This is a genomic window from Elizabethkingia sp. YR214 (assembly GCF_003058195.1).
Lineage (GTDB): Bacteria > Bacteroidota > Bacteroidia > Flavobacteriales > Weeksellaceae > Elizabethkingia.
On the sequence record NZ_QBUH01000010.1, the window covers coordinates 86771 to 110242 of the forward strand.

General features: G+C 36.4%; 23 protein-coding genes and 1 tRNA gene. 15 read left to right on the top strand and 9 right to left on the bottom strand.

Annotated elements, in window-relative coordinates; genetic code table 11:
• Window positions 1-2: 2 nt before the first annotated feature.
• The gene (locus tag C8J95_RS16790) at window positions 3-929 is read right to left on the bottom strand and encodes an AraC family transcriptional regulator (RefSeq protein WP_107809873.1); all 927 of its coding nucleotides are present in this window, start codon (window positions 927-929) and stop codon (window positions 3-5) included.
• Window positions 930-1114: 185 nt separating this feature from the next.
• On the opposite strand from C8J95_RS16790, the gene C8J95_RS16795 reads away from it, so the two are divergent.
• Window positions 1115-2647 carry an aldehyde dehydrogenase family protein gene (locus C8J95_RS16795; RefSeq protein WP_059323898.1) on the top strand — a complete coding sequence of 511 codons (1533 nt, stop codon included), beginning with the start codon at window positions 1115-1117 and terminating at the stop codon, window positions 2645-2647.
• Window positions 2648-2895: 248 nt separating this feature from the next.
• Window positions 2896-3273, top strand: a complete 378-nt coding sequence (locus C8J95_RS16800) for a DUF779 domain-containing protein (RefSeq protein ID WP_107809874.1) — start codon at window positions 2896-2898, stop codon at window positions 3271-3273.
• 52 nt (window positions 3274-3325) lie between these two features.
• Here C8J95_RS16800 and C8J95_RS16805 read toward each other — a convergent pair whose 3' ends face one another.
• Complete coding sequence (locus C8J95_RS16805) at window positions 3326-4870, bottom strand: M28 family peptidase (protein ID WP_185124628.1); 1545 nt, start codon at window positions 4868-4870, stop codon at window positions 3326-3328.
• 157 nt (window positions 4871-5027) lie between these two features.
• On the opposite strand from C8J95_RS16805, the gene C8J95_RS16810 reads away from it, so the two are divergent.
• A complete protein-coding gene (locus C8J95_RS16810; RefSeq protein ID WP_107809875.1) occupies window positions 5028-5561 on the top strand; it encodes a GNAT family N-acetyltransferase in 534 nt (177 codons plus the stop codon).
• Here C8J95_RS16810 and C8J95_RS16815 read toward each other — a convergent pair.
• Complete coding sequence (locus C8J95_RS16815; RefSeq protein WP_107809876.1) at window positions 5539-6783, bottom strand: dicarboxylate/amino acid:cation symporter; 1245 nt, start codon at window positions 6781-6783, stop codon at window positions 5539-5541. The genes C8J95_RS16810 and C8J95_RS16815 overlap by 23 nt on opposite strands.
• Before the next feature lie 107 nt (window positions 6784-6890).
• Here C8J95_RS16815 and C8J95_RS16820 point away from each other — a divergent pair, with 107 nt between their 5' ends.
• The 3 genes from C8J95_RS16820 to C8J95_RS16830 all read left to right on the top strand — a co-directional run bounded on the left by C8J95_RS16820 (window position 6891) and on the right by C8J95_RS16830 (window position 9278).
• Window positions 6891-7811, top strand: a complete 921-nt coding sequence (locus C8J95_RS16820) for a DnaJ C-terminal domain-containing protein (RefSeq protein WP_107809877.1) — start codon at window positions 6891-6893, stop codon at window positions 7809-7811.
• A 3-nt stretch (window positions 7812-7814) separates the two neighbouring features.
• Window positions 7815-8123, top strand: a complete 309-nt coding sequence (locus C8J95_RS16825; protein WP_107809878.1) for a chaperone modulator CbpM — start codon at window positions 7815-7817, stop codon at window positions 8121-8123.
• Window positions 8124-8300: 177 nt separating this feature from the next.
• The gene (locus C8J95_RS16830; protein ID WP_107809879.1) at window positions 8301-9278 is read left to right on the top strand and encodes a YpdA family putative bacillithiol disulfide reductase; all 978 of its coding nucleotides are present in this window, start codon (window positions 8301-8303) and stop codon (window positions 9276-9278) included.
• 100 nt (window positions 9279-9378) lie between these two features.
• On the opposite strand, the gene C8J95_RS16835 is transcribed toward C8J95_RS16830, so the two are convergent.
• The 3 genes from C8J95_RS16835 to C8J95_RS16845 form a co-directional block, all read right to left on the bottom strand.
• Window positions 9379-10509, bottom strand: coding sequence for an FAD-dependent monooxygenase (locus tag C8J95_RS16835; protein WP_107809880.1), 1131 nt, complete (start codon window positions 10507-10509; stop codon window positions 9379-9381).
• A gap of 61 nt (window positions 10510-10570) precedes the next feature.
• Window positions 10571-11146, bottom strand: coding sequence for a Crp/Fnr family transcriptional regulator (locus C8J95_RS16840; RefSeq protein ID WP_107809881.1), 576 nt, complete (start codon window positions 11144-11146; stop codon window positions 10571-10573).
• A gap of 162 nt (window positions 11147-11308) precedes the next feature.
• Window positions 11309-12979: a glutamine--tRNA ligase/YqeY domain fusion protein gene (locus C8J95_RS16845; RefSeq protein ID WP_107809882.1), complete on the bottom strand. Its 1671-nt coding sequence runs from the start codon at window positions 12977-12979 to the stop codon at window positions 11309-11311.
• 308 nt (window positions 12980-13287) lie between these two features.
• Here C8J95_RS16845 and C8J95_RS16850 point away from each other — a divergent pair, with 308 nt between their 5' ends.
• From C8J95_RS16850 to C8J95_RS18820, 6 genes are all read left to right on the top strand, one after another.
• Complete coding sequence (locus tag C8J95_RS16850) at window positions 13288-15429, top strand: TonB-dependent receptor domain-containing protein (protein ID WP_107809883.1); 2142 nt, start codon at window positions 13288-13290, stop codon at window positions 15427-15429.
• Between the two features lie 84 nt (window positions 15430-15513).
• Window positions 15514-15672 (top strand): hypothetical protein, encoded by a 159-nt coding sequence (locus tag C8J95_RS18735; RefSeq protein WP_158267959.1) that lies wholly within the window; start codon window positions 15514-15516, stop codon window positions 15670-15672.
• A gap of 10 nt (window positions 15673-15682) precedes the next feature.
• Window positions 15683-15847, top strand: coding sequence for a hypothetical protein (locus C8J95_RS18740; RefSeq protein WP_158267960.1), 165 nt, complete (start codon window positions 15683-15685; stop codon window positions 15845-15847).
• Window positions 15848-15867: 20 nt separating this feature from the next.
• Window positions 15868-16107, top strand: a complete 240-nt coding sequence (locus C8J95_RS16855; RefSeq protein ID WP_107809884.1) for a hypothetical protein — start codon at window positions 15868-15870, stop codon at window positions 16105-16107.
• A complete protein-coding gene (locus C8J95_RS19045) occupies window positions 16092-16217 on the top strand; it encodes a hypothetical protein (RefSeq protein ID WP_255412852.1) in 126 nt (41 codons plus the stop codon). Before C8J95_RS16855 ends, C8J95_RS19045 begins: the two co-directional genes overlap by 16 nt.
• Window positions 16218-16264: 47 nt before the next feature.
• The gene (locus tag C8J95_RS18820; RefSeq protein WP_185124629.1) at window positions 16265-16414 is read left to right on the top strand and encodes a hypothetical protein; all 150 of its coding nucleotides are present in this window, start codon (window positions 16265-16267) and stop codon (window positions 16412-16414) included.
• Between the two features lie 48 nt (window positions 16415-16462).
• Here the strand turns inward: C8J95_RS18820 and C8J95_RS16860 are convergent, their stop codons facing one another.
• Together C8J95_RS16860 and fbp are read right to left on the bottom strand one after the other, a co-directional pair.
• On the bottom strand, window positions 16463-17467 hold the full coding sequence (locus C8J95_RS16860; RefSeq protein WP_107809885.1) for an o-succinylbenzoate synthase: 1005 nt from the start codon (window positions 17465-17467) through the stop codon (window positions 16463-16465).
• An 85-nt stretch (window positions 17468-17552) separates the two neighbouring features.
• Window positions 17553-18575 carry a class 1 fructose-bisphosphatase gene (gene fbp, locus C8J95_RS16865; protein ID WP_107809886.1) on the bottom strand — a complete coding sequence of 341 codons (1023 nt, stop codon included), beginning with the start codon at window positions 18573-18575 and terminating at the stop codon, window positions 17553-17555.
• Between the two features lie 151 nt (window positions 18576-18726).
• On the opposite strand from fbp, the gene C8J95_RS16870 reads away from it, so the two are divergent.
• The 3 genes from C8J95_RS16870 to C8J95_RS16880 all read left to right on the top strand — a co-directional run bounded on the left by C8J95_RS16870 (window position 18727) and on the right by C8J95_RS16880 (window position 21999).
• Window positions 18727-19965, top strand: coding sequence for an aspartate kinase (locus C8J95_RS16870; protein WP_107809887.1), 1239 nt, complete (start codon window positions 18727-18729; stop codon window positions 19963-19965).
• Between the two features lie 6 nt (window positions 19966-19971).
• On the top strand, window positions 19972-21816 hold the full coding sequence (locus C8J95_RS16875) for a lysophospholipid acyltransferase family protein (RefSeq protein WP_059323883.1): 1845 nt from the start codon (window positions 19972-19974) through the stop codon (window positions 21814-21816).
• Window positions 21817-21926: 110 nt separating this feature from the next.
• A tRNA-Phe gene (locus tag C8J95_RS16880) sits at window positions 21927-21999 on the top strand.
• Between the two features lie 289 nt (window positions 22000-22288).
• Here C8J95_RS16880 and C8J95_RS16885 read toward each other — a convergent pair.
• Window positions 22289-23470: an alpha/beta hydrolase gene (locus C8J95_RS16885; protein ID WP_107809888.1), complete on the bottom strand. Its 1182-nt coding sequence runs from the start codon at window positions 23468-23470 to the stop codon at window positions 22289-22291.
• Window positions 23471-23472: the final 2 nt, after the last annotated feature.

Below are 23472 nucleotides of genomic sequence, written 5' to 3' on the forward strand. Positions count from 1 at the left end.
TATTAGTAAGCTCCTAATATTATAGAATCCTGAAATATTTTAGGAGTGATTCCCTCATGCTGCCGAAAAATTCGGGTAAAATAATTGGTGTCCGAAAAACCAGTCTGGAAAGCAACTTCTTTTATGCTTTCATGTCTGGCCAGAAGTTCTTTTGCTTTTTTTATGCGCTCCGCCAGAATAAATCTGTTAGGCGAAATTCCCAGCTCTTCTTTAAACATTTTGAAGAAATTAGATTTGCTTACATAGGCCATGTTTGCGATCTGATCTATTGTGAGCTTTTGGTGCAGATTCTTTTTTATAAATTCAATAGCAAATCCTATATGAGACTTACTTTTCATAAGGCACTTTTCAACAAGATTTCTGCCTTGTGTCTGCATCAATCGGATCAATAACTCTTTCAATGCAAAATCAGCCATAACATCCTTCTGAGGATTATCATCCATAGCTATGCGGATAATATTATTGGTTGTAAGTGCTAAAGCAGGAGTATTAAACAAATAGAATTCATCCATAGAAATATTCCAATTAGAAGCCTCATCCACTTTTGGGGTTCGGAAATTAAGTTCATTCAGAGAGTTTTCCACAAAGTCAGGATTAAAGCTTAGTGTAATACATTGGGATGGAGTTTTATCTGCCTCTGGAAAATCAATAATCATAGTTTCACCGGGAGCTACCAAAACACTTTCCCCGGGAAGGTATTCGAAATAATCCGTTTTTCCGTCCAGCTTCATTCGTTTTTTTCCCTGAAGCATTCCGGTAAAAGTAAGATTTTCAAAGTTCAGCTTCACATCAGAAGCACTTCTGTGGGTCTCATAAATACTGAACTCACAGTTTTGCATACCAAATGTTGTCTTATTTTCTATAAAATTAGAAAGCTGATCTTCTTGTAAGAGTGTAAGCGTATTTACTAAAGACTTTGCATTTTTCATGACTTCTTTTTTTACTGTGACTTATAAAAGTATTAAATAAAAATCAAACAGATCCATAAAGCACTGTTAATGAAATGATAAAATTATCCGGTGAAGATTATTTTGCTATAAAAATGGAATATTATGCTATGTGTTTGGTTTTAGAGTAGATAACTTCGGTTGAAGGAGATTTAAAAAAAATAATTATGAGTACTACAGAAGCTGTGCTTGCAGAAGACAAAGCACTAAAAAGACCTGAATTCAAGGCAAAATATGATAATTATATCGGTGGAAAATTTACGGCCCCTGTATTAGGTGGTTATTTCGATGTGGTTTCACCAATAGATGGAAAAGTTTTTACTAAAGTAGCACACTCTACTAAAGAAGATACTGCGCTGGCAGTTGATACAGCTTATGAAGCTTTTAAATCGTGGAAAAATACATCTGCAACAGAACGCAGCATTATGCTGAACAAAATTGCGGATCGCATAGAACAGAATCTGGATTATATTGCTGCTGTGGAAACAGTAGATAATGGAAAAGCTGTTCGGGAAACACTGGCTGCTGATATTCCGTTGGCAATAGATCATTTTAGATATTTTGCAAGTGTTATAAGAGCGGAAGAAGGTTCTCATAACGAACTAGATAAAGATACTGTTTCATTAATAGTGAATGAACCTTTAGGAGTTATCGCTCAGATTATTCCTTGGAATTTCCCGATTCTTATGGCGGTATGGAAACTGGCTCCGGCATTGGCTGCAGGAAACTGTGTAGTTCTGAAACCTGCAGAAAGTACACCTGTATCTATTATGGTTTTAATGGAGCTAATAGGAGATCTTATTCCTGCCGGAGTGGTCAATATTGTCAATGGTTTTGGTGCAGAACTAGGCCGTGTACTGGTTACGAATCCTAAAGTTTCTAAAGCAGCATTTACAGGATCTACAACAACAGGACGTATGGTAATGCAATATGCTACGGAAAACATTATTCCTGTAACATTGGAATTAGGAGGTAAGTCGCCAAATATATTCTTCAATTCAGTAATGGATGCTGATGATGAGTTCCTGGATAAAGCAATTGAAGGAGCAGTTCTGTTTGCTCTTAATCAGGGTGAGATTTGTACTTGCCCATCTAGATTATTGGTACAGGAGGATATCTATGATGAGTTTATAGAAAGAGTAATAGACCGTGTGAATAAGATTAAAGTTGGAAATCCATTAGATCCAACGGTAATGATGGGTGCACAAGCTTCCCAGATTCAGAAGGATAAAATATTGTCTTATATCAACCTTGGAAAAGAGGAAGGAGCGGAGGTTTTAACAGGGGGAGATGTGAATAATGTGGGAGAAGGACTGGAAGATGGTTTCTATATCCAGCCGACATTGTTCCGGGGAAATAATAAAATGAGAATTTTCCAGGAGGAGATTTTTGGACCAGTACTGGCTGTTACAACTTTTAAAGACGAAGAAGAAGCTATTGCTATTGCAAACGATACCATCTATGGACTAGGTGCCGGTGTGTGGACAAGGGATGCACATCAGTTGTACCGTATTCCGAGAGCTGTTGAGGCTGGTAGGGTATGGGTGAATCAGTATCATTCTTATCCAGCAGGAGCACCATTTGGAGGCTACAAACAATCCGGAATTGGAAGAGAAAATCATAAGATGATGCTCGATCATTACCGTCAGACCAAAAATATGTTGATATCCTATAATAAAAACAAATTAGGCTTTTTTTAAATAGTGTGTTTGAGCAACTAAACCTGAAGGATGATATAACGATTCTGAAAGGTTTAGTTGTTAATTATCCATCAGTATAATCCGGGTATGGTATAAGAAAAGAATAATGCATATCATTATTTTTTAATCGCCTGTTTCTGGTAACATAATGGTGCGATAGCTTATAGCATCTTAAACTCGCTTTTTGGAAACAAAGAAAGATCATTGATGTTTATGCATATCAAATTCAAGCTAAAATAAAAGTAAATATGATTTCCAGACTGGATATAACAGATAAGGCGCTGACCGTAGTAGAAGAATTAGGGCAAAAGCATGGGCCATTAATGTTTTATCAGGCCGGAGGCTGTTGCGAAGGAACACAGCCACAATGCTTTGAAAAAGGAGGCTTCTTTCCGAGAATGAATGATGTTCTCCTTGGGCATGTAAAAGAATATGAATTTTGGGTAGACAGAGATTTGTTTGAATACTGGCAGTATTCACATTTTACGTTAGATGTTCTGGATGGCTTTGGACCCGGTGGGTTTTCTCTGGAAACACCGTTGGGGAAAACTTTTAAAATACATTACAGATTATTTACTCCTGAAGAGCTGGAAAATCTGGAACCTATAAAGAGAAATGATATTTAAATTTAAAATAAAAAAGTGAGCTGTTAAGAGACTCACTTTTTATTTTATCATATTAGTTGGTTCCTTTACGCTTAGGCTCTTTTACCTCAGGCCAGGTTTGTCCTGCCGGCAAAGTACGTTTTTGTCTGCTTACAAGTTCCGGTTCTTCCGAAGCCATATAAGCCATAACTGCAGCCGCAATTACGTTATTTTTTACCTCATCGAACATAATTTTGTCATAAGTATCTCTATTGGTATGCCATGTATAACCAAAGTAGCCCCAGTTAAGAGAACTTAATGATATACCCGGTACACCAGCTGCTACAAAAGAAGCATGATCAGATCCGCCACCACCAGGCATCCCCGGGAACGAAGTTTCAATATGCTTACCTACATTTTTAGGAAGAGCTGCCATCCAACGGGTAAGGTAGTCATAAGAATCTACAAAGCCTTGTCCTTGGATATTTACAACACGGCCTGTTCCGTTGTCCTGATTAAATGCAACCTGTGTATTTTTAATAATTTCAGGATTATCCATTACGAATGCTCTGGAACCGTTTAGCCCTTGCTCTTCACTTCCCCAGTGTCCTATAATAATGGTTCTTTTGTTATTAGGGTAGAATTTTTTAAGGATTCTAGCAGCCTCCATCATAGTAATGGTACCAGTTCCGTTGTCAGTTGCTCCCTGTGCTCCGTCCCATGAATCGAAGTGAGCAGAAAGGATTACATATTCGTTTGGTTTTTCTTTTCCTTCAATTCTTGCAATTGTGTTGAAAGACTTAGCTGTTCCCAAGTTTTTAGATTGTGCATTTACTTTAATTGTTGGTTTTTTACCATTCAAAGCAAGACGATAAAGCATTCCGTAGTCTTCTACAGCAATATCTATCATTGGGATATTTTTGGTTTTAGCTCCAAAAATTCTGTTAGCCCCCATAATGCCAGTCCAGTTAGAAATGGCAATACCAGCTGCACCAGCTTTTTCTAATGCTTCAGGAAGGGTATTGTTATCATAACCAGTATTTTTAATTAAAGTTCTGAAATCTTCAGCATCTTTATCTCTTTGTGCTTTAAACTTCTCGTACAATTCCGGAGTAGCAAATTCTTTTAGCTGATAGTCAGGGCGGCCAGATCTTTGGTATTGTGCCATTAATACAAATTTACCCTTAATTCCTTTTAGCCATTCTGTAAACTCAGAAGGATTATTCACCTTAGGAAGTATTACCACCTCGGCATCTATTGCCTTTTTTGTAGCAGGAGACCATGCCAACTGCATAGATTCCAGACTTTTTACACGTGGCGAAGTCATTTCAACCTGTGTAATTCCTCTTTGCCAAGAAGCCCATTCGCCAAACTGTTGGTTTTGCGCATCGATTCCCCAGCCTTTATATTTTTCTACAGCCCAATCGTTAGCTTGCTTCATTGCAGGTGAACCTACCAAACGCGGGCCAATAACATCTAATAACTCAAATGCTAAATTCTCTAACTGAGAATTGTTATTAGCTTCATTTACAATGTTCTGAACTACAGGGTTTAATTTATCCTGTGAAGTTTGCTGGGCCGACCAGAATTGCGTTGAAATAACTAACGCAGAAAGCGTAATTTTTTTGTACATATTCATACTCTTTTCATTTATATATTTCGGAGTCTAAATTAACGAATAATAAAAGTTTTACCAAGTTTATAGTCTTTTGTTTTAAAATTATTTTTGATATGGTTGATAAATTATAGTTATTTTTGGCTAAAGTTTATAAAATAGATAAAAATAGTAGTAGTTTATGTTTCCAGTATTGTTTACCAATAGGTTAGTGCTTAACCGTATTGAAGACGCAGATGTTGAAAGTATTTTTTCTCTTCGTTCCGATAAAGAAGTGGCTCGTTACGTCAAAAGAGGACCTGACCATGATATCCAACAGGCTTATGATTTTATCCGGTTGGCCAGAGATCGATATGAAAATAAAAGTGCAATAAACTGGGCTATTCGCAAAAAAGAAAATCCGGAGTTAATTGGAGGTATATGCCTGTGGAAAATCTCTGCAGATTGTAAAACAGCAGAGATAGGTTATGATTTAAAGCCTCTCCACCATGGCAAAGGAATTATGTCAGAGGCTATGGTTGCAGTAATTGAATATGGTTTTTCAACACTTGGCATGGATAACATCGAAGCTTTCACAAGCCGATATAATGAAGCTTCCAAAAGCTTATTGTTAAAACATAATTTTATACCGAATCCTGAGCGTATTGATGAGGACAATATGGATAATCTTATTTTTGAGCTTAAAAGAAATCCTACTCTTCAACAGGCGGATTAAATTTCTCTCCCACCAGCCGTGTAACGACCATTGCTGCTACAGTATCTCCTGTTGAGTTAAGTATCGTTGCCAATGGGTCTACAAGTGTACCAATAATTATCACTGCCGGAATAGCTTCCTGCGGAAGGTTATACGCGGATATCATCAGCATTTCGCCAATGTAGCCTCCGTTGGGAATACCTCCGGCAACAACGCTTACAAAGACAGTGATTCCTAAGGCTATAATCAGGTTGTTGAAATCGAAGAAGTCCCATCCTAATAAGAGAAAAGCTACATATATTTTTACAATAGAAGAAATGGATGATCCGTTTTTATGAATGGTTGTTCCGATAGGGATTACAACATTGGCAACCGAATCGGGGATTCCAATTTTTCTCGCAGCATCCAGATTGGCCGGCATAGTTGCCAAACTGCTGCACGTACTGATAGCTGTAAATGAAGGTACAATATTATTCTTCCAGAAAAGTTTGATGCCCTTAGTCCCGTTAGCAACAAAAGCATACAAACTGAAAAATATAAAGAAGTAAACGATTCCAGCTCCGTAATACACGCCCAAAGGCTTTGCATAGAATCCGAAAAGCTGAGGTCCCAGTGTACCAACCTGGTAAGCAATATAAGCACCAAGCCCTATAGGTGCCGCTTTCATAATCAGTATTAATAATTCCTTCATCACTTCGTTTCCACCTGCCATAAACTTGCGGAAAGTTTCAGTTTTTTCAGGAGCAGACTTACGGATAGCAATCCCCAAAAGGAAAGAGAATATTAGCATGGCCAACATATTCTGTCGGGAAAGAAGCATATAAAATTCACCAACGGTAAAGAAACGTACAATTCGGTCACTCCAGGTTTCGGTACTGGTAATGTTTTCCGCAATTGTTACGGCTGCATCAGTTGAAGGCCTCGCAGTAGGGAAAAGATATACTGCTCCTATACTGAAAATAGCAGCAATAATAACAAAACACAGAAAAGTAAACATCATGGCGAAAAGTATTTTTCCCAATTTTCCTTTTTGTTCAATCGCCGATACAGAAGTTACAATGGCAAAGAATACCAAAGGAATAACGGTAACGAAAAGCAGATTAAGGAAAATGTCCCCAACAGGTTTAAGATAGTCTACAACATTTGGAAAAAAAATACCGATAATACTACCAACGGTAATACCTATCAGTAGGAGTATGATATTGGAATAACTCTGCCAGAAAGAGTGTTGAGTTGTTGTCATCCGAAAAATTATAAAAGTAAAAATACAAATTAATAGAATTCTTTTTTAACAAATAATTGGCCATACTTTTCTTTCAGATTCATTAAATTTGAGAAAACATATATTCTATGGCGTTTATTGATTATTATAAAACTCTGGGAGTCAATAAAAATGCAACCCAGGATGACATAAAAAAAGCTTATCGAAAACTTGCCCGAAAAATGCACCCGGATCTTAATCCGGATGATAAAGAAGCGCATCATAAATTTCAGGAACTGAATGAAGCTAATGAAGTGCTGAGTGATCCGGAAAAGCGTGCGAAGTATGACAAGTATGGTGAACACTGGAAAAATGGTGAAGAATACGAGAAGTATGAACAAGCCAGACAACAACAGCAAAATTCACAGCGGGCCTATTCATCGGGAGGCTTTTCGGGTTCTGATTTTGGTGAAGGCGAAGATTTCTCAGACTTTTTCCAATCTATGTTTGGTGGTGGTGGCGGTGGATTTAGTTCTTCTTCCAGAGGAAGAAGCTCTGGTAAGTTCAAAGGTCAGGATCTGCATGCAGAATTGCAGCTTTCTTTACATGAAGCAGCAGAAACACACCAGCGTACATTAGATATAAATAATAAAAAAGTAAGGATTACTATTCCTGCAGGTGTATACGACGGACAGCAGATAAAACTGAAGGGTTATGGTACAGAAGGACATAATGGCGGGCCAAACGGGGATTTGTATATCACATTTATTATTCCTGAAGATGCCCATCTTAAACGTTCAGGAGACGATCTGAAAACAACTGTAAAGATAGATATGTATACAGCTTTATTGGGAGGAGATGTTGAGCTAAAAACACTAAGCGGAAGTGTAAAACTGAAAGTGAAGCCTGAAACGGCTAATGCTTCTACAGTACGCCTGAAAGGAAAGGGATTCCCTGTTTATAAAAAGGAAGGACAATCCGGAGATCTGTATGTTACTTTTAATGTTCAGCTGCCAAAGAACCTTTCGGAAAAACAAAAAGAATTATTAAAAGAAATGCAAAAATCCTAAGTCATGGAAGAGAGAATTTCACGAGAAGAACTGATTAAACTTTATAATATAGAAATGTCATTTTTGGAGTCTCTGGAAGATTCCGGATTATTACATCTTCAGATAGAAAATGAAGTCAAATATGTTTCATACAACGATCTTCCGGCATTGGAGCGCTTTACCAACTGGCATTATGATTTGGATGTTAATATGCCCGGAATAGAGATTATCAGCAATCTGCTTCAGAAGATAGAAACGATGCAGCGGGAAAGAAGAAAGATGATTGAACAGTTTCATTTCAGAGGTATAGTCTGGGAAGATATAGAATTATAGGAAGTAAAAGTTTATAAAAAACCTTTTGAAGGTTAATAGCTAAGGTTTTATTAACCTTCAAAAGGTTCGTACTATATTAACAGAGTAAATCTAAATTCACGTTACATTAATGTGCTAACAGATAAAATTAATAAGAATCACTGTCGTGCAACGAGCGCTTTACCGTAATTTTGTTTTATGAATATTTATGACCTTGTAATTATTGGCGGAGGGCCTATAGGATTGGCATGTGCGTTGGAAGCTGAGAAAAAAAAACTTTCCTATATTATTCTGGAAAAAGGTACTATAGCTAATAGTCTTTATCATTATCCGTTATATATGCGTTTCTTTTCGTCGGCAGACAGGTTGGAAATAGACGGAGTTCCGTTTATTACAACTGCGCCCAAGCCAGGTCGGCAGGAAGCTCTGGAATATTATCAGGGTATTACAAGACAAAGAAATATCAATATCCGTCTTTATGAAAAAGTAACAGATGTAACTAAGGATGGTGAATTGTTTAAAGTAATTTCCTCTAAATCTGAATACACAGCCAAAAACGTTATTTTGGCAACAGGTTTTTATGATATTCCGAATCCAATTCAGGTAAAAGGAGAGGAGTTACCAAAGGTTCAGCATTATTATTCCGAGCCTTATCCATATGCAAAGCAGAAAGTTGTAGTCATTGGAGCCAGTAATTCTTCTGTAGATGCTGCTCTGGAAATCTACCGGAAAGGCGGTGATGTTACGATGATTGTGCGCGGACCGGAAATCGGGCGGAGGGTAAAATACTGGGTTCGTCCTGATATTGAAAACCGAATTGCTGAAGGTAGTATTAAAGCTTATTTTAATTCTGAACTTACAGAAATTAAAGAAGAAAGCGTGATCTTCAGAGATGGAGAAGGTAATATTCGCGAAATTGAAAATGATTTTGTTTTGGCTTTAACCGGTTATTTACCTGACTTTGATTTTCTTGGTAAGGCTGGTGTTTTGTTGGAAGGAGAAAGTATGGTTCCACATCATAATGATCATACAATGGAAACTAATATACCCGGACTTTATCTTGCAGGAGTAGTTTGCGGTGGGAAAAATACCCATTTATGGTTTATTGAAAACTCCAGAATTCATGCCCAGATTATTATGAATGCTATTGTAACCAAGAAACTAGGGGTTGCTTAAAAGAGAATATAATCCGGAATAGATAATTAATGTTTGCGGATTATTTAAAATATAATAGAGGGAGAGCGTCTTTTATAAAAAAGAAAGCTCTCCTTTTGTTTTAACTTATAATGTCTAAGGTAAATAAGCGGTCAAAATTCCTTGTTTGTGTAGATTTTGGTGTCTTGCGTAATACTAAATTTCTCAAACCAATCAGCAGCTTATTTTCCAGTTGTGCAATTTTTCCAATTTTCCAACTGGTATTTACTACATGATGCGCTTTTTCCTGTCTTATTAACGGATAATTTCTAAAGGTTATTTCCAGATTATTTTCTTCAAGTAGTTTGAATAATACATAGGCGTCTTCTATTGCCTGACATGCACCTTGTCCCATATTAGGTGTGGTAGCGTGTGCAGCGTCACCCAAAAGTATGACCTCATCTTTTTGCCATTCTGTAATGGGTTTTAGGTCTTGTAGGTTTGCTGTAAACCACTTTTCTTTAGGGGTATTGATAATCATTTCCCGAATAAAATCCGGAGCATCAGTAAGATATAAGCTCAGATCAGGATGCTTTTGATAAAGATCATCATTGACAAGAAAGTACCAGTAAACAATTCCTGCTGAAATTTCTACAAAACCAAACCTTTTTCCTTTCCCCCAACCTTCTGTCAATTCGTTTCTGTACTGGGTCGGCAGATTAAAATGTGTAACTCCCCGAAAACAAATTTGATTTGCATTTCTTAGCTGAGTGTCCGGGAAAAATATTTTTCTGATTTTTGAATGAATACCGTCAGCTCCTATTATAAATGCATGGTGTGCTTTTTCCTTATTTTCAAAGCTTAGTTCATAATCATTATTGCTTGTTTTTACAGCATTCGCAAGTCTGCTGTTTAGTATTATATTTTCCGGGCCGACTTCATTTACCAGAATGTGATGAAGATCTGCCCGGTGTATAGCAATACTGTTATGTCCATATTTTTGCTCAAAAGGGGAGAGTAGAGTTTCTGTGAGGGGTACTAATCCAAAGTCGGTCACATTAATGCTTTCTACTTTTTTTCCAACTTGTAATATTTTGCTTTCTATCTGCAACTGGTGGTATACCTGCATTGCGTTAATACCCAGAATAATTCCGGTACCAACAGGCTTTAATTCTTCAGCAGCTTCATAAACTTTGAATGGTATATTTCTTCTTTTCAGGGCCAAAGCTGTTGTTAGCCCTCCGATTCCGGCTCCTATAATGGCGACATCCATAATAATGTTGTATTAGATTAATACAGCAAATTTCGCTGCCAAAAATAGCAAAAACGTTCACTTATGTTAATAAAATACGGCTTCTAATCCGGGAAAGAGACTGTGTTGTAATTCCAAGATAGCTGGCTATATATTTTTGTGGTATTTTTTCAATAACCTTAGGTCTGTTCGTAATTAAATTCAGGTAGCGTTGTTCGTAAGTGTAAAATAGCAGTTCTTCAATTCTGCGTTTGGCTTCCAGAAAACAAACATCTGCAATCTGTTTGTAGAAGCTTATCCAAAATGGATCTTTATCCATTAGGAGGTGTAAGTGTTGCTTGCTTATTAACACAACCTCTGTTCCCATTGTTGTCTGTAATTGCCAGTTGGATTTTTTTCCATTAAGAAAGCATTCATAATCACCAAAAAAATCACCATCCACCTGCAATAAGAAGCTGATATCTTCCCCTTCCTGATTGATTGTGAAAGTTCTGAGTGCTCCTTTAATGATAAAGCCTAGCTGGTGAGACAATTCACCATGATGCATTAGGAAGCTTCCTTTTTTGTATTTAACAACTGAAGAGTCCTGCATCAGTTCTTGCAGGCGGTCAGCAGATAAATTTAGTTTTGTTGCCAGTACCTGCAGTTTTTCGTTCATAATTGTTGGTTATATTAAGGTTGCCAGTTAGTAAATCAGAAAAGGTTGATTAATCAGAATCTATGAACGAAGATAAGGCAGAAAAACGGATTATCCTTTTTTATGTATAGAAAATGGCTACCTTGTGAGGTAGCCATCTTTATTATTCTTTATTCTGATTCCTTATGGTTTGTAAGAATCTTTTAAAGTTACTGTTCTGTTGAAAACCAGTTTCTCATCAGAAGAATCGCGGTCCTTAGTAAAGTAACCAATTCTCTGGAACTGTAATGGTTCTCCGATTTCTACATCTTTAAGACTTGGCTCAGCAAAACCGTGAGCTGTATTTAATGACTCAGGATTAATGTACTGTAGGAAATCAGCGTCCTTCTCTGCATCCGGCTGTTCTACAGTAAACAAACGTTCATACATACGTGCCTCTACAGGAATAGCATGTGGTGCAGATACCCAGTGAAGAGTACCTTTTACCTTTCTTAAACTTTCCTCAGTGCCACTTCCAGATTTACTCTTTTCATCGTATGTAGCATAGATGGTAGTGATTTCACCATTTTCATCCTTTTCTACACGTTCTGCCTTGATAATGTAAGCAGATTTCAGACGAACTTCTCCACCTAGTTTCAGACGGAAAAATTTATTATTAGCTTCTTCTTTGAAGTCTTCTCTTTCAATGTATATTTCTCTGGAAAAAGGAATTTGTCTGGTTCCGGCATTTTCATCTTCCGGATTGTTCTCAGTTTCTACCCACTCTTCCTGTCCTTCCGGATAGTTTTCAATGATCAGTTTTACCGGATCTACAACAGCCATTACCCTTTTTGCCTTTTTGTTCAGGTCTTCGCGTACAAAGAATTCCAGTAACTGAATGTCGATAAGGTTTTCGCGTTTTGCAACACCAATACGCTCGATAAAGTTACGGATAGCTTCTGCAGTATAACCTTTTCTTCTCAATCCGGAAACAGTAGGCATTCTCGGGTCATCCCAGCCAGTGACTACATTTTCTGCAATAAGCTTTTGCAGCTTTCTCTTAGATGTAATCATATATGTAACATTCATTCTGGCAAATTCTCTTTGCTTTGGTGCTACTTTTTTTTCATCTCTTACCTGCTCCAGATACCAGTTGTATAATGGTCTGTGGTTTTCGAATTCCAAAGAACAAAGCGAGTGCGAGACTTGCTCCAGATAATCGGATTCACCATGTGCCCAGTCATACATTGGATAAATTTTCCATGTAGTTCCGGTTCTGTGATGTGGTTTATTCAGAATACGATACATAACAGGGTCACGCATGTTCATGTTTGGCGAAATCATATCGATTTTTGCACGAAGTGACATTGATCCGCTTTCGAACTCTCCGTTCTTCATTTTTTCAAACAAATCCAGAGACTCTTCTACAGGTCTGTTTCTGTATGGTGATTCTACTCCTGGTTCAGCAGGATTTTTACGTTGTTCTGTGATTACCTCAGAAGGCTGCTCATCTACATAAGCTTTTCCTTCTTTAATCATTTGTACCGCCCAGTCATATAGCTGTTGGAAATAGTCGGACGCATAAAGTTCCTTGTCCCATTTAAAGCCAAGCCACTCTACATCCTTCTTAATAGAATCTACAAATTCCTGCTCTTCCTTTTCAGGGTTAGTATCATCAAAACGCAGGTTAACCGGAGCATTATATTTTTCACCCAAACCAAAGTTAATACAAATAGCCTTCGTATGGCCAATGTGTAAATAACCATTTGGTTCCGGTGGGAAGCGGAAACGAATTTTGTCTTTTTCAAGACCGTTTGCCAAATCTTCCTCTATAATTTGCTCAATAAAATTGAGAGATTTTTTTTCTTCTTCCATTGAGATATATTCTAAGAGTGCAAATTTAACCATTTTAATCGGTTCTTCCGAATCTTTATAAAATGTCCGGTTATGAACATAGATGTATGAAAATGAACACTGAAATTCTGTTGTTTATTTTTAAATAGCTGTTAGTCATATAGTTGATTAGTTATTTTTTTCTGGTACTAGTTATGTGTAATTAATTGAAGAAAAATGTTTAGTTAAATTTTTTATCACTAAAAAATTAGTTTAAAAGAAAATTAGAATATATTTGTATTACTAAATTCTTAGTTATAAAAAATAATTGCAAAATAAAACTAGTTAATATGAAAAATAAGTCAGGTCTTTGGGCAGTTGTTATACTTAGTTCTGTAGGTCCATTAATGCATGCTCAGAATACTTCGGGAAAAGCTTCTGAGAAAGAAATACAAACCGTTAATCTTAGTGGTAAAAAGAAACTTGTAGAAAGAAAAATTGACCGTATGGTATTTAATGTGGAAAACTCTATTGCATCACAAGGGACAGATGGAATAGAAGCTTTAAGAAATACACCATTGGTAAAAGTAGATGATGCCAGCGGGATATCAATTGTTGGTAAAAGCAACGTATCGGTGATGATTAATGACAGAATTGTGCAAATGTCAGGATCAGAACTACTGAATTATTTGAGATCTGTAAGATCTGAAAATATTGCAAAAATAGAAGTGATAACTACACCTCCAGCTAAATATGATGCACAAGGCAATAGTGGTATTATTAATATAGTCCTGAAGAAAAATTCCAATCTGGGTTGGAGTGGAAGTCTAACCACCGGATATGTTAGAAAGTCACGTGACGGATTTACAAATAACATTGGTTTGAATTATCAGTCTGCTAAGATTAGTAGTTCCCTGAAACTAAGACATTATGATACCAAAAAGAATTCTACAGAACAAAACGAAATTATTGCAAATAAGGGACTCAAAAGCCTTGACAGGCGAGTTGATATGCCGAACGGACTTGGACTGAATTATAGTCTGGATTATAAAATTTCGGACAAAGCGAATGCCGGAATTGTATATGACTTTGGTTCCGGTCATATGAATATGGATATAAATAATAGTTCGGAATACTTTACAGGAAATAAGCAAGATTCTCTTCTGACCACTTATGCAGAGCACCGTCAGAAAATTCCTACCCATACTCTGAATGCTTATTATGATTTGAAATTGGATAGCCTTGGCAAGAAAATGTCGGTAGGTGGTAATTATTTTTCTAATATTCCGGTGAATAATATTGGCTTCCAGACAACCAATCACAATATAAACAATACAGAAAGTTACAGAAGCTATAGCAAGATCAATTATACTATATGGTCCGGACAGGTAGATTTTACCTTGCCTTATAAATTTGCCAATATAGAAACCGGAGCTAAAATGGCTTATTTTCAAAATACCTCAAATCTGGAGTATTTCAGAATGGTGAATGGTAACTCTGTTTTAATGCCGGAAGGAAATAACCTTTTTGAATATAAAGAGCAAAATTATGCCGGTTATTTTAGTATAGACAAGAAGATAAATGAACAGTGGTCTGCAAAAGCAGGAATACGTTATGAATATTCTGTAATCGATGGCTTTAATCCGACTTCAGGAGAAAGGAACAAATATGAATACGGCAGATTTTTCCCTACGGCATACATCGCTTATAAAGCAGATGATAATAATACTTTTACAGCTAATTATTCCAGAAGAATCAACAGACCTTTTTTCCGGGCGATCAATCCCTACAGATGGTATATTAATCCCTATTCTTTTGCAAAGGGAAACCCTTATCTGAGACCTTCCTATAATGATAATATAGAATTGGGTTATTCCTATAAAAATAAATTAACAGCTACATTTTATTATCAGCAGGTTAAAGACTCTTATTCGCAGCTTGTAACTTTTAATAACGGAATTAAAATTATTGATTATGCTAATATGTTCAATCAGACCAATTACGGAATGAATCTGGGGTATAACGATATTTTATTTAAATTCTGGGAAGTGAGTGCAAGTGCTAATCTGTATTACTCCGAAAGTAACGGAATTATCCCGGAAGTTATAGGACAAAAAGCATTTAATATATATTATAATATCAATAATACCTTTACGCTGAATACACAGAAAACTGTAGCTATGTTTGCTAATTTTGCCCAGCAATTTCCAGGAAGTTTCGGAAACGTCAGATTGGATGGGTATTCTATTGTGAGTTTAGGAGCCAAGCTGTTTTTAATGGATAAGAAATTACAGATTAGCATCTCAGTGGATGATATTTTCAAAAAAGCATTAAGTAAAGGTGAATCGGTTTATTCAGATTCTGTTATGAAATTCAGGAACTATTATGATTACAGAGGACTCAATCTTAGTGTGAATTATACATTCGGAAACAATAAGGTAAAAGGGGTCAGTCGTAATGTGAAATTTGATGAAAAAAGCAGGGCTAATTAAATATAATAGTTAAATAAAAGTTAAAAATCTCCAAAATGTGATTTAAATGTGTAATTTAACTAACACTAAATAAATCAAGATATTATGAGAAAATTACTTAAGAAAGACTTGAAAAAAGTCAACGGCGGTGGCCCACCTTTAGGAGGAATGGCATGTGTCTATTACGATCCGTATCTGAATAAGACAGTGGAGGGTATAACAGACGCGAATGGTGTTTGTCAATGTGTAGTATGTGAATATTAAATAATCTGTTATGAAAAAACTTCAAAGATCACATTTAAAAACAGTAAAAGGTGCCGGAAATGTTTGTGATGAATTTCCAAAAAAATATCAGCACGTTTCATGCAGTGAATATTTTAATATTCCGCCAAAGTATTCACATTGTGTACTAGTTGATGTAGAATGCTTTCCTGAATAATCAACCAAATCTTAATTATTATGAAAAAACTCAATCGTAGCTTACTAAAGCATGTAAGCGGTGGCGGTCGTGTTGCATATGCGTTCTGCCTTATTGATGAGCCTTGTCCACGTCCTCCGGGGTTAAGGAATGTTGGCTATTGTGAAGGTGATTATTGCTATTATAATACTCCGGATGGTCCTGGTAATCCTGGAGGTTGTAACGAACCTACAAGGCTTTGTTCTGCAGATGAAATAGGTTGTGGATGCGTGTATATATAAGTCTGCATCTGAAAATTAGCAGTATGGAAAATGGAGGCGGTGGTGGAACTTGTAATGAACCTACAAGGACTTGTGCAGAAAGAGAGACTGGCTGTGGTTATGTTCATTAATAACTGCGTCCTAAATTTTAGTATAAAAACCAAATAAAAATATCATTATGAAAAAGTTAGAAAGAAAATCATTAAAGGAACTGAAAGGAGGTAATCCTAAAAATTCACCAGACGGAAACTGCCCTCCGGGATGGGGATATTGTAGTGACGGTATGTGTTACAGTGCATCACAATACTGGATGTGCGAAGATAAGTAGTATTATCTCTGAAAACATATAGTTATTAAATCAAAAAATAGAATAAGATCAGTCTGCAAACCACAACTGGTCGCCCTCTAGTTTCAGACTAGAAGGTGTATTATTCGTAAATAAATCTCCGGTGCCCAAACCTTGTGGCATCGGATTCTTTTTTGTGTAGGTATACTGTGCAATAGCATTCAGTCCGATATTGCTCTCCAATGCTGAAGTTATCCACCAGCCGATATTTTGCTTTTCTGCTAATGCTATCCATTCGTCAGAACCAGATATTCCGCCAACTAATGAAGGCTTTAGAATGATATATTGTGGCTTTATAGTTTCCAGAAGTCTTTGTTTTTCTTCCGATTCCGTGATTCCGATAAGTTCTTCATCTAAGGCTATTGGAGTAAGAGTATTTGCACAAAGTAAAGCCATTTCTTGTAGATTACCGGCTTTTATAGGCTGTTCAATAGAATGTATATCCAGGGCAGCTAATTCTTCCAAAACAATTTTGGCTTTTTCGGCAGAAAAGGCACCGTTGGCATCTACGCGAAGCTCTAGCTGTTTTTGGGGAAATGTTTTACGAAGTTCTTCCACTACTTTTTTCTCTTCATCCCAGTTAATACCAATCTTTAGTTTAATACAATGAAATTTGTCCTGAAGTTTCAATGCAATCTGCTCTTTCATGAAATCTACATTCCCCATCCATATTAACCCATTGATGGTGATGCTTTTTTTGGCTTCTGTAAATTCTCCCGGAAAGTAAATATGACCACCATGTTTTAAATTAAGCATTGCCTGTTCATAACCAAACCATATAGATGGATAATGCAACAGTTGTTTCTGTAGAAAGCCGTGCTCACTATTGATGTTATCACATAGCCACTGCAGCTTTTCTTCATAATTGGGGACATCGTCATAACTCAGTCCACGGAAAATACCGCATTCTCCTGTTCCTTTCTTTTCTCCATCAGAAATATGTAAAAAGTAAGTTTCCTTTTCGGTTAATACGCCTCTGGAAGTTCCCCCCGGACGTTTGAAGATAAGATTATGACGTTGATATTCTGCCTGCATGATAATGAAATAATAAAAACCTCAGCTTTACTCAGTTAATTCTGATAAAGCTGAGGTTATATGTTTTAATAGAAAAAATTACTTTCTAGATAGTTGCCTCAATAGCATTTTTCATAAACTCTTCAGCCTTTGTTACCATAGCTGCGCTACCGCAGAAGAATGGTACACGCTGATGAAGCTCGGTTGGTTCTATTTCCATGATTCTTTTGAATCCGTCAGAAGCTTTTCCACCAGCCTGCTCTGCTAAAAATGCCATTGGATTACATTCATAAAGTAAGCGTAATTTTCCTTGTGGAGACTGCGATGTTGAAGGATAAATATAGATACCACCTTTCAACATGTTTCTGTGGAAATCGGCTACCAGTGAACCTATATAACGGGAAGTGTAAGGACGGTCTTCTTCTTCTTTCTGACAATATTTAAGGTAATCTTTCACACCCTGAGGGAATTTGACGTAGTTTCCTTCATTGATGGAATATATTTTTCCTTTTGTTGGGAATTTAATATTAGGATGAGACAGATAATAAGTACCCAGTGAAGGATCCAATGTAAATCCGTTAACTCCATTTCCGGTTGTATAAACAATCATAGTAGAAGATCCGTAGATAACATAACCTGCAGCAATCTGATTAATTCCTTTCTGAAGGAAATCTTTTGGCTGCACAGGAGTTCCCGGTTCGGTTACTCTTCTGTAAATAGAGAAAATAGTTCCGACAGAAACATTAACATCTATATTCGAAGAACCATCTAAAGGATCGATAAGTACCACATATTTGCTCATATGTGCATTTTCACTGGCTTTGATTTCTATGAAATCGTCATTTTCTTCGGATGCGATACCACAAACGACTTCACGCTGCGACAAAGAGTTGATAAAAATATCATTTGCCAGTACATCCAGTTTTTGCTGATCTTCGCCTTGTACGTTTGTATTCCCGGCATGTCCTATAATATTGGCAATTCCGGCTTTATTTACTTCACGGTTTACCATTTTAGAGGCCAGTCTTATGGCACTTAACAAACGGGACAATTCACCTGTCGAGTATCTGAAATCCTCCTGTTTTTCAATAATAAACTCTCCAAGTGTACGAAATGATTGTTCAGACATTATATATTGGGTTTAGATTTTTCCAAATTTCGGAAAAATATAGCACATATACATTTTTTTTATTTTTGATTGATTTTTAATACTTTTGACAAATTTTACAGCAAAAAATAAACAGAAAAATATTCAATAATTTATTAATACCTGAGAGTCAATGAAAGTTTTCAAATTTGGAGGTGCTTCGGTTAAGGATGCCGAAGGTGTAATGAATGTTGCCAGAGTATTGAAAAACCAAGGTTTTGAGCAATGTATGCTTATCGTTTCAGCAATGGGGAAAACAACAAATGCATTAGAAATTGTTGTGGAAAACTATTTTGCCAAGAAAGATTATAAAGCTGAAACTGCGAAGATAAAACAAAGCCACATTGACACAGCAAAGGGACTTTTTAAGGAAAATCATAAAATTTATGAGGAAATTGAAGAATTTTTCTACGATATAGAATCTTTTCTCAGAAGGAATAAATCGCCTAATTATAGCTTTGTTTATGATCAGGTGGTAAGCTGTGGTGAGATGATCTCTTCTAAAATATTATCAGAATATCTGGTACAGGAAAAACTAGCCAATACATGGTTAGATGCAAGAGATTATATCAAAACTGATGCAAGCTACAGAGAAGGAAATGTAGACTGGAAGCTTACAGAGGAAAATTTTAAGAAATTAAATTCTGGTGAATCTTTTGTTACACAGGGTTTCATTGGTTCCGATGATAATAACTTTACAGTAACACTTGGCCGTGAAGGTTCCGACTATTCAGCGGCTATTTTTGCTTACTGCCTGAATGCTGAACAAATGACCATCTGGAAAGATGTACCAGGTGTAATGACAGGAGATCCACGTAAATTTGAAGATGTGGAGCTACTGGATAATATTTCATATGAAGAAGCTATAGAAATGGCTTATTACGGAGCTTCGGTTATTCACCCGAAAACCCTGCAGCCACTAAAACAAAAATCTATTCCTTTCTTCGTAAAATCATTTGTAGAAGATGATAAACCGGGAACAAAAGTTTCCGAAGATGAAAACTATCCGAGAAAGGAAAGTTACATTCTGAAAGAAAACCAGACATTAATGACTATTGCTACACGTGACTTCTCTTTTATTGCGGAGGATCACATGAGCTATATTTTTGCTGAGTTGGCTAAATTTAAAATTAAAGTATCTTTAATTCAGAACACTGCAATCTCTCTGGCTTTATGTCTGGAAGATAAATTTAAAAATAGTGAAAAACTGAATGTAACATTAAACGAAAAATTCGACACATCATTAGTAACAGATGTTGCTCTCTTTACAATAAGAAATGCCAATATGAATGATGCTGAGAAATTTTACAAAGACAAAAATGTATTAATGGAGCAGCTTGCTGCCAATACATTGCAAATGGTAACGAAATAAGAAATAATGAGCTTAGTAAGCAGGGAAGACCTTATTAAGGCCGTCGGATTGGATAAAATCGGATTTCTGAAGAAACCGGTAGCATCCACTATGATGAATATTGTCCAAATCAATAAACTGAATAAACTATACGATAAATTAAAAGACAAGGAAGGAAAAGATTTTTTTGAATCTTATCTGAATGAACTGAATGTAAAATATCTGGTGTTTGCTGAAGATTTGGCTAAAGTACCAAAAACAGGACCTTTTATATTGGTGTCTAACCATCCGCTGGGGGCATTGGACGGAATCCTGATGACTAAGATTATTTCTGAAATCAGACCTGATTTCAAAATTATGGGGAACTTTCTGCTGTCTAAAATTCAGCCGATGAGCCCTTATGTAATTCCCGTAAACCCTTTTGAGGGACGTAAAGAAGCTTTCAGTAGTCTGAACGGTATGCGTGGTGCTATGAAGCATCTGGAAGAGGGGGGATGCTTTGGGGTATTTCCTGCAGGAGAAGTATCTAACAGAAACAACAGATACAACGAAATTTTGGATAAGGACTGGGAGTCTCCAATCCTTAAACTAATTCAGAGAATGAATGTACCGGTAATTCCGATGTACTTTCATGCTAAAAACAGCCGTATGTTTTACAATATGGCAAAAATTCATCCTGATCTGCAAACAGTAATGTTGCCTTCAGAGATGATGAACAAGCGCGAAAAGCCCATTAAAATAAGAATAGGGAAACCTATTTTACCTAAAATATTAAAAGAGTACGAAACACCTGAGGAATTAGGTGAGTTTTTGAAGAATAAGGTTTACATGATGAAATCTTATTTTGACAAAAGAAAGCGTGTAACGGATTATCTGAAAATACCAAACCTTAGCAGTAAATTTCAGCTGAACCAGGATGAACATGTTGTTCATAATATTATCTCTGAAACCAGTAAAGAGCATCTGGTTGATGAGATTAAACATCTGAGAAATATAGATGGGAAATTGCTTTTTGCAAACGGCGATTATGAGATCTATTTTGCCAATGCTGATGAGATTCCTTTTGTAATGAGGGAAATCGGCAGACAGAGAGAGCTTACCTTCCGTGATGTAGGAGAGGGGACAAATATGCCATTTGACCTGGATGAATACGATAAACATTACCACCATTTATTCCTTTGGGATAAAGGCGAAGAGAAACTTGCCGGTGCCTACCGTATGGCGTTAGGAGTGGAGGTGATGAAGAAATATGGTATTAACGGATTCTACACCAGCTCACTTTTCGATTTTGATCAGGAATTACAGCCTTTCTTCCGTAAGGTAATAGAAATGGGAAGGGCCTATGTAATGAAAGATTATCAACAAAAACCTTTGCCATTATTTTTATTGTGGAGAGGTATTGTCCATGTATGTCTTAGAAATCCGGAACATAAATTCCTGATGGGAGGTGTTAGTATCAGTAATAAATTCTCTGACTTCAGTAAAACGCTGATGATAGAATTTATGCGTTCTCATTATTATGACTCTGTAGTAGCACAATATATTCATCCTAAAAACGAATATAAAGTTAGACTTAAAGAGCGTGATAAGCTAATGTTCTTTGAAGGTCTGGATAATGACCTGAACAAGTTCGATAAGCTTATGGATGATTTTGAACCAGAGATGCGTATGCCTGTATTGATTAAAAAATACATCAAGCAAAATGCAAAGGTTATCTCTTTTAATGTAGACCCTAACTTCAATGATGCTATAGACGGGTTAATGTATATCCGGATCAGTGATCTTCCGGAAAGCACTATTAAGCCTGTTTTAGAGGAAATGAGTGAATATTATAAGAATTTGGGAGAAAAAAAATGTACTGATAATCAGTAATGTCATAAGTCTCTTCAAAAAAAGTAATAAAAAAACTTGCATGGTATATATAATGTGTGTACTTTTGCATCACTAAAAAACAACGAGATAATCGGGGTTTTGAAGTGAATGGTTTCTTAGCTCAGTTGGTAGAGCAATGGATTGAAAATCCATGTGTCCCTGGTTCGATTCCTGGAGAAACCACAAAAGCCACCTAACAAGGTGGCTTTTTTGTTTCTATTTTTACAAGCCCAAACTTTCTCGGAAATTCCATGCCAATATTGACGTTGTTTGAATTTACTAAGTTTCGGGAATAAAAAATTAATTGATCTTGTGATTAAAAAAATAAGAGAAATCATTTCCCCCTTTTAAATCTTATCAATATCTTTTACAAAAAGGTTCAGAACCATATAACAGGCTCAAAAAAAGCATTGTAATGATAATATACAATGCTTTCCGAACTATTATTTCAGTTGTTTTTAATATGCAACCATCAGTTTTCCAAATGATTATTCTTTAAAAACTCTCCTATCTTATTCCATTCAATTTGCCCGGCAATAGAATTAGAATTAGCATCAAAAACGTGTTCACCATAAGGAATTTCAACATAGGAAACAGGAAGCTTCAATTCTGCTGCTTTTTTTGCAAATTTTCTTGTAGCTTCTACATTTACAACATGATCTATTTCTCCAGCAATAATAAATGTAGGAGAAATACCTTTGGAAAGCTGATCTATTAAGTTCAGCTGTGCATAGCGCTGCGGAAATTCGGCAGGCGAACCTCCAAGATATTTTCTTGCTGCATCTTTGAGGTCGATATTCTTTTTCTCATCTATTTTCTGCCAGATTTCGGATAAACTTACAGGCGGATAAATAGCAATAACCCCTGCCGGAACAGGAGGTTGCAGAGAATCATAAGATTTGGCAAAACCTTTCCTCAATCCTAAATCTGCCTGCATCACCAAAGCTGCCCCCGCAGAACCTCCTACCAAAACTATTTTGTTCGGATCAACATTGAATTTTTTTGAGTTTTTCACAATGAATCCCATTGAAGTCACTACAGAATTAACAGCAGATTCCCAATTGTGACGATTTTCTTTTCCCAAAGGATAATCAATAGAGAAAACTACATACCCATGATCTTTAAACCAGTTGGCTGCATAACCAACCTGAGTCCTGTCTCCCTCGATAAAAGCTCCGCCATGAACAAGAATAACGGGAATTGCAGGTACTGAAGATTTTGTTTCCGGACGGAAAACATCTATATGCTGTTCCTCATTATAAATAGTAAGATAAGAATAGGTTTCTGTAGGTTTTACAGGCTCCTCATAACTTTTTAATCCCTGAATAAATGAAACTTTGGTATTGTATTTTTTAGCCGTTGAAAAAAGAACCGCAGTGAAAAAAATCTGTGTAATGAAAAAAAGAACCGAAAGGATTAAATTAACTCTCAATAATTTTCGCCAATATTTCCCAGACCGATAGAAAAAGAAACAGATAACGGTCAATACCAGACTTAAAACAACGAACTGAGAATTGAACTGCATGGCAAACGAACTGCTGTAACCGCTCAGAAGCATTGGTGCTTTTAGATACACTGAAATCATGGGAATAACTAATGATACCAGGATAATGAAGAGTAAAACTGTAAAGAAAATATTTAAAAGCTTTTTCATTG